We start from the raw sequence: 13,424 nt of genomic DNA, 5'->3' as shown, positions 1-13,424 counted from the left end.
GAAAAAAGAGAGGTGATATTGTGCAGAAATCTGTTGAGCTTACGTATGGAGCTAAGACATTGAGAGGCATGATGCACATTCCTGATAGTACAAGCGGAAAAGTGCCAATGGTAGCCATATTTCATGGTTTTACCGGCAATAAAGTCGAGTCCCATTTCATATTTGTGAAATTGTCGAGAGAGCTGGAGAAGGCAGGCATTGGCAGCGTCAGATTTGACTTCTATGGTTCTGGAGAAAGCGATGGCGATTTTATGGATATGACATTTAGCGGTGAAGTAGAAGATGCAAGGCATATTTTAGAATTTGTCAAAAATCACCCGGCTACAGATGTTGATAATATAGGGATATTGGGACTTAGCATGGGTGGAGCGATAGCTGCCATAATCGCAAAAGAGTACAAAGACATCGTAAAATCATTAGTCCTATGGGCTCCTGCTTTTAACATGAGGGACATAGTTGAGCTTCAACAGCAAAGCGAGGCTGGAAATCTGCTTAGTCAACACGGCTTTGTAGACATAGGAGGACTTGCGTTAGGGCAAAACTTTGTGTTTGACATGATTAAGACGGATATATTTCAGTCAGCGAAGGGATACGACAAAGATGTACTTATAATTCATGGGACTAAAGATGAAGCCGTTCCATATACTGTATCGGAGGAAATTTTAAGGACAGTTTACAAAGAAAAAGGCAAGAGAATATCTATTGATGGTTCAGATCATACGTTCAATAGGCTTGATTGGCAGAAAAGAGCTATAGATGAATCAGTGTCTTTTTTGAAAGAAAAATTGAGGTAAAAGGGCCAGTTATTGGCCCTTTAAAATTATCCTTCTGCAATAAGATTTATAATATTAAGTATTACCTCAACTGCTTTTTCGATAGCAAAAGTAGGTATGTATTCGTATTTGCCATGGTAGTTGTGACCGCCAGTAAAGATATTGGGAGTAGGAAGTCCCATGTAAGAAAGCCTTGCACCATCTGTTCCTCCTCTTATAGGGGATATATTAGGTTTTAAGCCGGCAAGCTCCATGGCTTTTACTGCTATATCCACTACTCTCATATCTTTTTCTATTATTTCTCTCATGTTGTAGTATTGGTCTTTTAAATCTATTTCAACAGTATCTTTGCCGTATTTTTCATTTAAGTTGTCGATCAAATTTATCAGATAATTTTTTCGGTTTTCGAAGTTTTCTTTGTCAAAATCCCTTATTATATATTGCATGTGGGTTTCTTCTACATTTCCTTCAAAATTGGTCAGATGATAAAAGCCTTCGTATCCTTCTGTGTTGGCAGGCGTTTCTTCAAGTGGAAGCATGGAAGCAAGTTCCACCCCAATCAACACTGAGTTTTTCATCTTACCCTTTGCCATACCTGGATGGACATTTCTGCCGTGTATGGTTATTTTGGCTGAAGCAGCGTTAAAATTCTCGTACTCCAGTTGTCCAATGTTTTCACCATCGATTGTATATGCAAAATCTGCTCCAAATTTCTCTATATTGAATTTATCGGCGCCTCTTCCAATTTCCTCATCTGGTGTAAAGCATATTTTAATCGTGCCATGCTTTATTTCAGGGTGCGAAATAAGATATTCGCAAGCTGTGACGATCTCTGCAATGCCTGCTTTATCATCGGCGCCTAATAGTGTTGTACCATCTGTTGTAATTAATGTTTTTCCTATGTATTGCTTTAATTCAGGGAAATCATTTGGCGACAAAACCACATTAAGATCTCTATTTAGGATTATATCTTTCCCATCGTAGTTTTCTATAATCTGAGGATTTACATTTTTTCCTGACATATCAGGACTTGTATCCATGTGAGCTATAAATCCCACAACAGGCACATTTTTGTCAATGTTTGATGGTATGGCGCCCATTACATAACCATTTTCATCAACAGACACGTCTTCAAGTCCTATGGATTTCAGCTCGTCAGACAAGATTCTTGCAAAGGCAATTTGACCTTCCGTACTGGGACATTTCGAAGAATTTTCATCTGATGTTGTTTCATATTTTACATACTTTAAAAATCGTTTAACCGCAGTTTCCAATGTTACCCCTTCTTTCACAAAATATTCTACAATTTAATTTTATCACTTATAAAAAAATTTTAAAAGAAATAAAGCCTGGATTACCAGGCTTTAATAAAATTCTACTAATAAATGGTCGTCAATTTCTACAGGAATTTCGCTTCTTCTTGGCAATTTAATTAATTTGCCTTCCATTTTATTTGCATCGACATTGATATATGGTGGAATATCATTTGTGCCGATGCTTTGTTTTATGAGGGGAATATTTCTACTTTTTTCTTTAACGGAGACGACATCTCCGACATTTACTTCATAAGATGGGATATTTACTTTTTTGCCATTTACTAAAATATGGCCATGCGAAACGAGCTGACGTGCAGAATATATTGTAGGAGCAAAGCCCATCCTGTATACAATATTGTCAAGGCGCCTTTCAAGAAGTGAAAGAAGTTTTTCACTTGTCGGTTCCTTGCTTTTTAGTGCTTTTTCAAAATACCTTCTATACTGTCTTTCCTTAACGTTGTAGATTGATTTGAGTTTTTGCTTTTCAAGAAGTCTTCTGCCGTATTCAGAAAGCTTTTTGCCTCTAGCTAGCCCATGCTGTCCAGGAGCGTACGGCCGCTTTAACGAAGGACATTTTGGGCTACCGCATAGGGGACGTCCTACAATTCTGCACATTCTATGCTTTGGTGTTATTGTTCTTGCCAACTGCTCACCTCCATTTTATAATGATAATCATTATCAATTAACCACATCCAAATTATATAGTATGAAATAAAATTTATCAAGTATTTTTTAAGTATATTTTTATCAAAGAACTAAAAAATATACAAAAACCCGGCATTAAGCCGAGTTTTTTAAAATTTTTCCCAATGCAGTACATCACTTAATGATTTTTTGTTTCTTGGAGATGGGTTGTCTTGACTGTACCCTAATGGAATGATAGAAATCATCCTCAGATTAGAAGGAACGTTTAGCCGCTCATTGATGTCATTTTCGTAACTGCGGTCATATCCAGCGACCCAGCATGAAGAAATTCCATATGCTTTTGCCGCTAACATGATGTTTTCTGTTGCGGCAGATCCATCTTCCAGATGATGTCTATTGTCCTTATCGCAGTATACTACAACACATGCTGCCGCATCTTTTATAAATTTGCCGTATGTAGCCTTTTCTGAGATGAATTTTAGAGTGTCTTTGTCAGTCACAACGACAAAATGCCATGGTTGGACATTGTTTCCTGATGGAGCCAACCTTCCGCAATCGATGATGTCCTCTAAAATATTTTTTGGTATCGGTTTATCTTCAAAAGTCCTAACAGCTCTTCTTTGTTTTAATACTTCTATTGCATCCATTTAAAACACCTCCATCTAATATTATAACCACAATAAAATTGATTTCAAAATTTATAAAATATTTATTGACGTAAAACTATCATTATGCAAAAATAATAGTAAAGAAAAGGGGGAGATATGTGATGGGTAGCATTGAAGGCAGAATCGGCGGTGTATTTGCAGGATATGACATATATGCGCTGTTAGAAGATGGAAATGTTAATGGGAGAATTGGAGGCTCTGTCATTGGCGATGATATAAACATAAAGTATTCTTTGGCTGATGGTACTATCAATGGCAGATTTGGAGGAGCGATTTTTGGAAAAGACATATCAGGCAATATCGGAAATGATTTCGTAGATGCAAGGATTGGCGGCGGTATTGATGGGCATGACTTGAAACTGAAACAGGATGGAAATACAGTTTATGGCAGATGCGGAGGCATTGTTGATGGATTTGACGTTCTCATAAATTTTCAAGGGTCTACCGCAACAGGTAGATTAGGCGGCACATTCGATGGTTTTGATGTCGAGTGCCAGTGTGTCGATGTAGAGCCTGTAATATCTGCGGTCATAATTGCATCGGCGTATTATTTGTATAAGAAGCATCAAAATAATAATCACTCTGGTTAAATGAAAGGTAAGTTTACATAAGGAGATGAGATTATGTCGAGGCTTAAATACATTATTGAGCTTAAAGAATACTATGGCGCTGACTTAAAGAGGATAAATCACGCATTGAAAGTGCTTAACTACGCTGACAGGATTGCTTATGGTGAGAATATCGCAGATGAAAAGATGAAAAAGATCATATACATATGTGCAATTTTGCACGATATTGGCATCAAAAAGGCTGAGGAAAAGTATGGCAGCTCATCTGGCAAATATCAGGAGATAGAAGGGCCACCGATTGCAAGAGAAATAATGTTAAAAAATAATGAAGATGAGGATATTATAGATAGAGTTGCATACATTATAGGTGGACACCATACGGCGTCTAAAAATGATGGTGTCGATTTTCAGATAATATGGGAATCAGATCTTTTAGTAAACATTGAAGAAGACGAATTGTACAAGGATAGAAAAAATGTAGCAAATATTATTGAGAGAAATTTCAAGACACAGACAGGCAAGATGATTGCAAATGATATGTTTCTCAGCTAAAGCTTGATAATATGTATTATATGGTATAAAATATGAGATGTAAAAAAAGATTGGAGGTTTACATATGACAAATGTATTAAACTTTGATTATTCAAATGCGCTAAATTTTGTCAATGAGCATGAAATATCATATCTTGAGAAGCAAGCGCTTCTATCGTTAGATATGGTGCTTAATAAGACAGCTCAGGGAAGCGATTTCCTTGGTTGGGTGGATCTGCCTAAAGATTATGACAAGGAAGAATTTGCTCGCATTAAAAAGGCTGCAGAGAAGATAAAATCGGATTCAGATGCACTTGTGGTTATCGGCATTGGTGGCTCGTACTTAGGTGCAAGAGCAGCGATTGAGATGCTTACACACTCATTTTACAATGTTTTGCCGCAATCTGTTAGAAAAGCGCCAGAGATATACTTTGCAGGAAATAGCATAAGCTCTACATATCTTCAAGACTTATTAGAAATATTAGAAGGAAAAGATGTTTCTATAAATGTCATATCGAAATCTGGCACTACTACAGAACCGGCTATAGCTTTTAGAGTTTTCAGAGATTTTCTGGAGAAAAAATACGGAAAAGAAGAAGCAAAGTCAAGGATATATGTTACGACAGACAGGCAAAAAGGCGCTCTTAAAAAACTGGCTGATGAAGAAGGATACGAAACATTTGTCATTCCTGACGATGTAGGTGGAAGATATTCGGTTTTGACGGCTGTAGGTCTGCTTCCTATAGCGGCTGCAGGAATAGATATCGATGAAATGATGAAAGGTGCATACGATGCGTCTATAGTCTTCAAAAAGCCAGACATCAAAGAAAATTTAAGTATGCAGTACGCTGTTTTAAGAAATGCTCTTTACAGAAAAGGAAAATCAGTGGAGATTTTAGTCAATTATGAGCCGAGGCTTCACTATTTTTCTGAGTGGTGGAAACAGCTTTACGGTGAAAGTGAAGGAAAGGATCACAAAGGAATATATCCCGCTTCAGTAGACTTTTCTACGGATTTGCACTCAATGGGACAATTCATTCAAGATGGAAGCAGGATAATGTTTGAGACTGTCATAAATGTCGAAAAGCCTCTTAAAGAAATAACGATAAATGAAGACAAGGATAATGTAGACGGGCTTAATTTCTTGACGGGCAAGACAGTTGACTTAGTAAACAAGAAAGCTTTCGAAGGGACAGTGCTTGCTCACAATGACGGCGGAGTGCCTAACCTAATTGTGAATGTGCCTGAGATATCAGCTTACAATTTTGGATATCTTGTATACTTCTTTGAGATGGCTTGTGGCATAAGCGGGTATTTAAATGGCGTCAATCCGTTTGACCAACCAGGCGTTGAAGCATACAAGAAAAACATGTTCGCACTTTTAGGCAAACCTGGTTATGAAAAAGAAAAAGAGGAATTGGAAAAGAGGCTAAAAAGATAGTTATGAAAGATATGCCGATTGGCATATCTTTTTTTGTCAGAAAGGTTTCATGTATAATATAATATGTAAGAATTGTTTTTGGATGGTGATGAAATGGAAGTAGGTATATCTACGGCTTGTTTTTATCCTGAATTTCTTACTGAGGAGACAATACCGATAATAGCTGAAATAGGCATAAAAAATGTGGAAGTTTTTTTGGAATCTTACAGCGAATATGATAAAGATTATTGCAAAGCTATGAGGGATGATTTAGATAGATACGGAATTGAAGTTAATTCAGTACATGCAATAGGAACCCAATTTGAGCCGCAGCTTTTTTCAGTGACTGAAAGGCAAAGGAACGATGCCTCAAAGATGCTCATTAAAGTCTTGGAAGCGGCAAAGATACTTAAGGCAAAGATTTACGTTTTTCACGGACCTGCTGTTAAAAAGGATACGACACCTAATATTGATTTTGACAAGATTGCGAAATATGTGGATTATATAGCTGACAAATCAGGAGAATATGGGATTAAATTTTCTTGGGAAAATGTCTATTGGTGCTGGTTTGCATATCCGGAATTTGCCACATTCATAAGACAGTCTGTGAAAAGCAGAAATGTTTATTTCACATTGGATATAAAGCAGGCTATGAAAAGCAAGAAAGATCCATTTGAATACTTAAAATCAATGGGTGATAAACTTATCAATGTTCATTTGTGCGATTACGATGATCGCGGCAATCTGTACCTTCCAGGCAGAGGAACATTTGACTTTGCAAAGCTTAATAGAGAGTTAAAAAAATTGGATTACAATGGATCTATCATAATGGAAGTCTACAGAAGCAACTATAAAGATATTGATGACTTAAAAGAAGGCATTGAATACCTAAAAAGCATCTTTGAAAGATAAAGATAAGGGAGTAAACCCTTATCCTTTAAGCTTTACCGGGTACCATTTGCTTTATTCCGCTTGAATCAAGGGCTATGCCATAGCCATACGCTATCGTAGAAAAATTTAGCTCAGCCTGTTGCAATGGTATGCCTTTAATAGTGACGTTTTTAAGCTCGCCTGTGCCTACACCTCTTTTAGCACATTGAAACAAGTAGTTGACGCCCTGAGGCATAAGCCCAAACATTCTGGCACCTACTGTATCTGTTGCTACAGGATCTGTTCCTGCTATTATCATGTTTGCATTGATAGGCTTTCCTTCTGATGGTCCTGTGCCTATCATTGCTTCTTGGCCGCTTAATATCGTAAGATCTATAGATATTTTTTCAGCCATAGCACGTATGAAATTGTGAAGGTCATCGTGTATTCCTAAATTTTTTTTGGGAAATCCGTGTATTTCTGCAGGAGGCCAGCTTAAGGCTATGTTCTTGATTCCAAGCGATACTGTGGCTTCTTCATGCATTTTCATTTGAGTGAATGAAATTAGCACATCCATTTTTTCATAAAGCTCATTTACTTTTGTTGATTTTAAAAGGCAGTCGTCCAGCAACAATTCCACATAAGGACCGTAATTTAGATCTACAAATTCCACGCCTTCTTCTGAAATGACTTTGTCAAACCCATTGTCAGATAAAACTTTCGGTGTAGGATCTCCGCCAGAACCAGCAGCGATTACAATCCTTCCAGGATTTTTGGATTTTACGTATCTTATAAGGGCTCTCAATGTATTTGGCCCTACTATCGTACCGCTTTGAGGAGGTTTGCTTTTGACGAAATTCGGCGTTATCACAACGGTATTGCCTGTTTCGATTAGATTTTGCAAAGGCAGCAAGTTTAAAGCGGTATTTAAGTTTTGTATCTCATCAGGACCAGATGTTATTGCTACTACTGGTTCTACGATTTTTCTGTACCTCATAAAATCACCTCATATATATGATTTGCATTTTATCAAAAATTAAAATAATCGAAGCAAAAAGCCTAAGTAATTTTAACATTTCAACAAATATTTCATTGACAATTGTACCAGAGGACGGTATCATATAATTTAATAAATTAATATGGTAAACTCTTATCAAGAGTAGCGGAGGGACTGGCCCTATGAAGCTCGGCAACCGGATATCACGGTGCCAATTCCAGCAGCATATCGCTGAAAGATGGGAGCAAAAATATCTCTTCTTTTGGCGAAGAGGTTTTTTATGAGTGATTTCGGAAACTAATTTCCAGCGTCATACTATGGCATAAATTAGAAATTAGATACAGAAAATAACAAAGCCTTTGCGATAAAATACTGAAAAGAGGAAAGAAAATGTAAAATAATGAAAATCAATTTAAAAAAAGAGTATAAGAAATAAAGCCTAATAAAATAGGTTTAAAAATTAACAGTATATGGAATCTCAATATTTATGCTGCTCTACCTAATAATCCATCAAGCATAGAAATAAAATCAAACTTAGATTTTTTCAATCTAGCATCAAGATGGATATTAATAGAATGTATCATAATCCAGAAAGACCAACGCTTTTTGCCTCTGGTTTTAGATAGCTCCAACTCATAGTCATTAAGAAGCCTTTTGTTAACACGCTCAGAAGAAGTTCGCTTTTTCATCTCGCATTTCCATTCATCAGAACCACGTGGAATGACGGTAAACAAGCGAGGATCAGATGAAGGCTTCGTATAAACGGTTCTACCATAATCAGAAGAGGAGCACTTATCTTTACAATTACATGAATCAACTTTACCAGTCGCAAAAGGACAGCGCCATTTAATTCTGTTACGGTCTTTCATAAAACCATTGTAAACCATAGATAATCCTGCCATACAGACAGGAATACCATTTTCATTGATTTTAATAGTACCTTGGTACTTGCTGTTGTTTTTATTCTTCTTATTAAGCGGAATTACAGGTTTAATATTCCACTTATTAAGAAGATGATAAGTAGGGTAATTATCATGAGCACAATCACCAATAAATTTATCAAAAACGAAATCAGGATACAAAGCCCTTGCTTCAGACAAAGCAATAATAGCAGTAACACCATCATAACGAGGAGCCTCAACCAAGCGAAGATAAATCGGAATATCAGATTTAAGCTCTTCGTTGTATGTCACTAAAAAATAACCAGAATAACCATAAAACCATGTCTCATGATAACTATCCCAACCATAGCGAGCATCGGGGTCAGAGAACTTGCGATGGCAGTCACAATTAAATATACCCTTATTAGCACAATCACAAGTTCTAATACCGAAAGGACTTCCGCCGGTTTTAATACAAGTACCGTCACCGGAGATAGTAAGTTTTTCAATATCACCGAGGATGCCATCATTGGCGGAAGGCCTAACAGCAACATCGGCAAAAATTTGTTGAAGAAGCTTCTCAGGTCTTGACTCAAAAATTTTACCCTGTAAAGCCAAATCAACAAATTTCTGTATAATACCAGGGTGGCGTGGTGGGAGCTTCTGATTTTTAGCAAGTTTTTTACGTGGTTTGCGTTTAAAAGGATGGAGAGAATCCTGTCGGTCTTTTTCAATATCAGGATCCTCAAGCCATAACCTGTTAATCAAGTCATAATGAGTACCAACACCAGGAATATTATCAGGAGACACGCCAATCATGCAACACAAAAGATTATCATGATGAAGCGTGTAAACCCATTTAGTAATACTGTGACATTTAAGAAGAGACATAAGTACAAAAGACCGAAAAACTTCAGGCTGATTTTTGGCTGGAGAACCAGTATTAGAGTAATAAGGTTCCAGTACAGGTTTAAGAACATCAAGATCTAAATTATAGAGTTTAGATAAAGCTTCAGAAAATTGAAGGACACGATTTTTATCTGAAGCATAAATGGGTTGAATATTTTCGACAAGGAAAGACTGATAATCAGAATGCGAACGCCATGCGCCCAACATAAAATCACCTCAATAACAAGTAGTATGGTAAAAACACCATCCATTTCGATTATTGGGGCGATTTAAAAAAGTCAAGATAGAATGCAACCATATATGTTAAATAAAGGGAAATATAAAGAAAAAATCTTACAATGTAAATAAAGATGTAAATGAATTGGAAATCGAAAAAGGATTTCAGAATGAAATTTTGGGGGATAAATTTAAAAGATGTCTCCTGAAATTCAGATATATCAGGCAACAGAAGTTGCCGAAAATATTCTTTATTTTTAAGGAGGGGTTGTTTTGCCAAAGTCTATAAACTTATGTCAAAAGCTTAAAAATAAGCAATTTGTCATAACTGTGGAGATATCGACGCCAAAAGGAGCTGATATTTCAAATTCTATTGAAGAAGCGAGAAAACTATATGGAATAGCAGATGCTTTAAATATAACTGACTGTCCTATGGCAAACATGAGAATGAGCCCTATTGCATTGGCACACCTTTTGCAAAATCATCTAAATATAGAGACCATATTCCATTTAACGTGTAGAGACAGAAATCTTATTGGACTTCAGGCAGAGCTATTGGGAGCGTATGCTCTGGGAGTTAGAAATATTCTTGCCCTTACAGGAGATGACCCAAAGCGAGGCGATGTGCCCCAGGCAACAGGTGTGTATGATGTAGATTCTGTAGGTCTTGTGAAGATAGCAAAATCACTAAATGATGGATTTGACTACAGCGGAAATAAATTAGAATCATCTACAAATTTCTGCATAGGGACAACAGCAAATCCAAATGATTTAAGATCTGAATCAATAGAAAAATTAAAGACGAAAATAGAAAGTGGAGCATCTTTTATACAGACTCAGCCTGTTTACGATGAGGAGATTTTATACAGATTTCTTGATGCTGTAAAGCAGTTTGATATTCCCGTATTAGTTGGAGTATTGCCGCTTAAAAGTTATAAAATGGCTGTAAACTTGAACGAAAAGGTGCCTGGCATAGAGATACCTGAGAAAATAATAGACAGGTTAAAAAACGGTGAAAAGGGTGAAGGGACAAAAATTGCAATAGAATTTATAAATAAGATAAAAGATAAAGTAGGTGGTGTCCATATCATGCCGCTTGGCAAGACAGATATAGTTGTTGACATTGTAAATGGCGTAAAAAACATAGGACAAAACGATATAGAAGAAGTATTGTAGTCATCATAAGGAGATGTTGCAATTGGATATTTTTGAAAATCTAAAGAATAGTGCAATCGTCTTTGACGGAGCAATGGGCACTATGCTGCAGAAGAAAGGCCTTAAAACAGGAGAATGCCCAGAGTATTACAATCTTTCGCATCCTGACATTGTGTACGAAATCCACAAGTCGTACATAGATGCAGGTGCTGATGTGATTGAGACGAATACATTTGGTGCTAATAGGATAAAATTAAAATCCTACAATCTTTCAGATAAATTGCCTGAAATAGTCAAAAGTGCAGTGCAGATAGCCAGAAAAGCTGCTGGTGATAAAGCTGTTGCTCTCTCTATAGGGCCTATTGGCGAATTAATGGAACCTTTTGGCAAACTGACATTTGACGAGGCTTATAGTGCTTTTGCTGAGGTTGCTGTAGAAGGGGAAAAAGCTGGTGCTGATTTGGCGCTTATTGAGACTATGTCAGATATATTAGAAGCGAAAGCGGCTATTCTCGCTGTAAAGGAGAATACTAATTTAAAGGCAATTTGCACCATGACGTTTCAAGAAGACGGAAGGACGCTTATGGGGACAGATCCTGTTACAGCAGTAGTAAGCCTCCAAGGGCTTGGCCTTGACGCTATAGGTGTCAATTGTTCTACGGGACCTGACATGATGGCAGACATAGTGAAAAAGATGGCTGAAGTCTCAAGAATACCGATTTTAGCTCAGCCCAACGCAGGAATGCCTCATTTAGAAGATGGGAAGACTCTTTACGACATTACGAAAGAGCAATTTGCCGTTGAGACAAAAAAGCTTTTAGAATGCGGGGCATCTATTGTTGGCGGTTGTTGTGGTACGACTCCGGAATTCATCAAGCTTTTGAAAGCGGAGGTACACGGTACAGAGAAAGACTCTATCGTAAAAAAATACACAGCGGTTTCATCAAACACAAAGACCATTTTTATAGGCAGCGATTATCCGGTGTGCATAATCGGAGAGAGGATAAATCCTACAGGAAAGAAAAAATTAAGTGCAGCCATAAGAGAAGGCAATTTTAATCTAATATATGATGAAGCTTTGTCTCAGGAAAAGCTTGGTGCAAGCGTACTTGACGTAAATATCGGTGTACCGGGTATAAATGAAGAGGAATTGATGCCTAAAATCATTTCACAGGTACAGAATATCGTCAACGTGCCGTTGCAGATAGACAGTAGCAATGTAAGGGCGATCGAAAAAGCGGTTAGGGTAGTCAGAGGTAAACCTATTATAAATTCTGTCAGCGCAAAAGAGAAAAGCCTACAAGAAGTGTTGCCTATTGTAAAAAAATACGGTACAAGCGTTATAGGCTTGACAATAAGTGACGATGGTCTTCCTAAAAATGCAGATGAAAGGCTTAAAAATGCCGAGAAAATAGTAAAAGCCGCTTTAGACTATGGAATACCAAAAGAGGATATAATAATTGACTGTATCGCGCTTACAGTATCATCTGAACAGACGGCAGCAATGGAAACATTAAGAGCCATCAACCTTGTCAAGTCTAAGCTTGGAGTAAGTACGGTTATAGGACTCAGCAACATATCTTATGGATTGCCTGAGCGGCAGTTTATAAATACTGCATTTCTCGCAATGGCAGTATCATACGGTTTAGATGCTGTTATAGTCAATCCAAATGATAAGATAACGATGGATATATTAAACGCTTCAATGGTTTTATCATCAAGAGATAAAAGATGCGAAAGATACATAAATACATACAAAAAAGATGATGGGACAAATAAGACGCCAGTATCATCTGTAGAGAAAAAAACTGATGTCAATGCAAGCGATATGCTTTATAGAAATATATTAGAAGGCAAAAAGGCTGACATAGATAGATTAGTGCTGGAAATACTTAATGAGGGCGTAGAACCATTAAGCATAGTTGACAATACTGTAATACCAGCGCTTAAAGATGTAGGAGATAAATATGATAAAGGAATATATTTTCTTCCACAGCTTTTAAATTCAGCAGAAGTCGTTGAAAGTGCTTTTAAAGTTTTAAAGGAAAAGATGCCTAAAGGTATGGGCTCTAAAGGTAAAATAATACTGGCAACAGTTGAAGGCGACATACACGATATAGGTAAAAATATAGTAAAAGTGCTGCTTGAAAATTATGGCTATGAAGTTATAGATCTTGGGAAAGATGTTAAACCATCTATAATTGTAGATGAAGTAAAAAGGACAAATGCGAAGCTTGTAGGGCTTAGCGCACTGATGACAACTACGTTAAATAATATGGAAAAGACTATTGAAGTGTTGAGAAACATAAAGGACATAAAGATAATGGTAGGCGGTGCTGTCCTTACAAAAGATTATGCATTGAAGATTGGAGCCGATTACTACGGAGCTAACGCGCAAGAAGCTGTAAGGATAGCAGATAAAGTGTTTAGTGAATTAAATACGAATTGAGCAGACAAAAAGCCGGTATAGCCGG

At 37.0% G+C, this 13,424-nt stretch carries 12 protein-coding genes and 1 riboswitch; of the genes, 7 read left to right on the top strand and 5 right to left on the bottom strand.

Going from position 1 to position 13,424, the window contains the following annotated elements; translation table 11 throughout:
- Window positions 1-20: 20 nt before the first annotated feature.
- On the top strand, window positions 21-794 hold the full coding sequence (locus GSH73_RS09385) for an alpha/beta hydrolase (RefSeq protein ID WP_014758268.1): 774 nt from the start codon (window positions 21-23) through the stop codon (window positions 792-794).
- 26 nt (window positions 795-820) lie between these two features.
- On the opposite strand, the gene pepT is transcribed toward GSH73_RS09385, so the two are convergent.
- The 3 genes from pepT to GSH73_RS09370 form a co-directional block, all read right to left on the bottom strand.
- Entirely contained in the window at window positions 821-2,047 is a 1,227-nt protein-coding gene (pepT, locus tag GSH73_RS09380; RefSeq protein WP_014758269.1) for a peptidase T, read from the bottom strand.
- 90 nt (window positions 2,048-2,137) lie between these two features.
- On the bottom strand, window positions 2,138-2,734 hold the full coding sequence (rpsD, locus tag GSH73_RS09375; protein WP_014758270.1) for a 30S ribosomal protein S4: 597 nt from the start codon (window positions 2,732-2,734) through the stop codon (window positions 2,138-2,140).
- A gap of 149 nt (window positions 2,735-2,883) precedes the next feature.
- Window positions 2,884-3,381, bottom strand: coding sequence for a nitroreductase family protein (locus tag GSH73_RS09370; RefSeq protein ID WP_014758271.1), 498 nt, complete (start codon window positions 3,379-3,381; stop codon window positions 2,884-2,886).
- Window positions 3,382-3,503: 122 nt separating this feature from the next.
- Between GSH73_RS09370 and GSH73_RS09365 the strand changes: the two genes are divergently transcribed.
- The 4 genes from GSH73_RS09365 (at window position 3,504) to GSH73_RS09350 (ending at window position 6,834) form a co-directional block, all read left to right on the top strand.
- Window positions 3,504-3,992 (top strand): hypothetical protein, encoded by a 489-nt coding sequence (locus GSH73_RS09365; RefSeq protein ID WP_014758272.1) that lies wholly within the window; start codon window positions 3,504-3,506, stop codon window positions 3,990-3,992.
- 33 nt (window positions 3,993-4,025) lie between these two features.
- Window positions 4,026-4,523 carry an HD domain-containing protein gene (locus tag GSH73_RS09360; RefSeq protein WP_014758273.1) on the top strand — a complete coding sequence of 166 codons (498 nt, stop codon included), beginning with the start codon at window positions 4,026-4,028 and terminating at the stop codon, window positions 4,521-4,523.
- 64 nt (window positions 4,524-4,587) lie between these two features.
- Window positions 4,588-5,943: a glucose-6-phosphate isomerase gene (locus GSH73_RS09355; protein WP_014758274.1), complete on the top strand. Its 1,356-nt coding sequence runs from the start codon at window positions 4,588-4,590 to the stop codon at window positions 5,941-5,943.
- Window positions 5,944-6,036: 93 nt separating this feature from the next.
- On the top strand, window positions 6,037-6,834 hold the full coding sequence (locus GSH73_RS09350; protein WP_014758275.1) for a sugar phosphate isomerase/epimerase family protein: 798 nt from the start codon (window positions 6,037-6,039) through the stop codon (window positions 6,832-6,834).
- 25 nt (window positions 6,835-6,859) lie between these two features.
- Here GSH73_RS09350 and GSH73_RS09345 read toward each other — a convergent pair whose 3' ends face one another.
- Together GSH73_RS09345 and GSH73_RS09340 are read right to left on the bottom strand one after the other, a co-directional pair.
- The gene (locus GSH73_RS09345; protein WP_014758276.1) at window positions 6,860-7,789 is read right to left on the bottom strand and encodes a DUF362 domain-containing protein; all 930 of its coding nucleotides are present in this window, start codon (window positions 7,787-7,789) and stop codon (window positions 6,860-6,862) included.
- 150 nt (window positions 7,790-7,939) lie between these two features.
- A riboswitch (SAM riboswitch) is annotated at window positions 7,940-8,034 on the top strand.
- Between the two features lie 240 nt (window positions 8,035-8,274).
- Window positions 8,275-9,786 carry a hypothetical protein gene (locus tag GSH73_RS09340; RefSeq protein ID WP_014759563.1) on the bottom strand — a complete coding sequence of 504 codons (1,512 nt, stop codon included), beginning with the start codon at window positions 9,784-9,786 and terminating at the stop codon, window positions 8,275-8,277.
- Window positions 9,787-10,068: 282 nt separating this feature from the next.
- Here GSH73_RS09340 and GSH73_RS09335 point away from each other — a divergent pair, with 282 nt between their 5' ends.
- Complete coding sequence (locus GSH73_RS09335) at window positions 10,069-10,971, top strand: methylenetetrahydrofolate reductase (protein WP_014758277.1); 903 nt, start codon at window positions 10,069-10,071, stop codon at window positions 10,969-10,971.
- Between the two features lie 22 nt (window positions 10,972-10,993).
- Window positions 10,994-13,399, top strand: coding sequence for a homocysteine S-methyltransferase family protein (locus GSH73_RS09330; protein ID WP_014758278.1), 2,406 nt, complete (start codon window positions 10,994-10,996; stop codon window positions 13,397-13,399).
- The last annotated feature ends 25 nt before the right edge of the window (window positions 13,400-13,424 follow it).

This window comes from Thermoanaerobacterium aotearoense (assembly GCF_009905255.1).
GTDB lineage: Bacteria > Bacillota > Thermoanaerobacteria > Thermoanaerobacterales > Thermoanaerobacteraceae > Thermoanaerobacterium > Thermoanaerobacterium aotearoense.
Note: the sequence above shows the minus strand (reverse complement) of the source record. Positions and strands in the feature narration are given on the sequence as shown.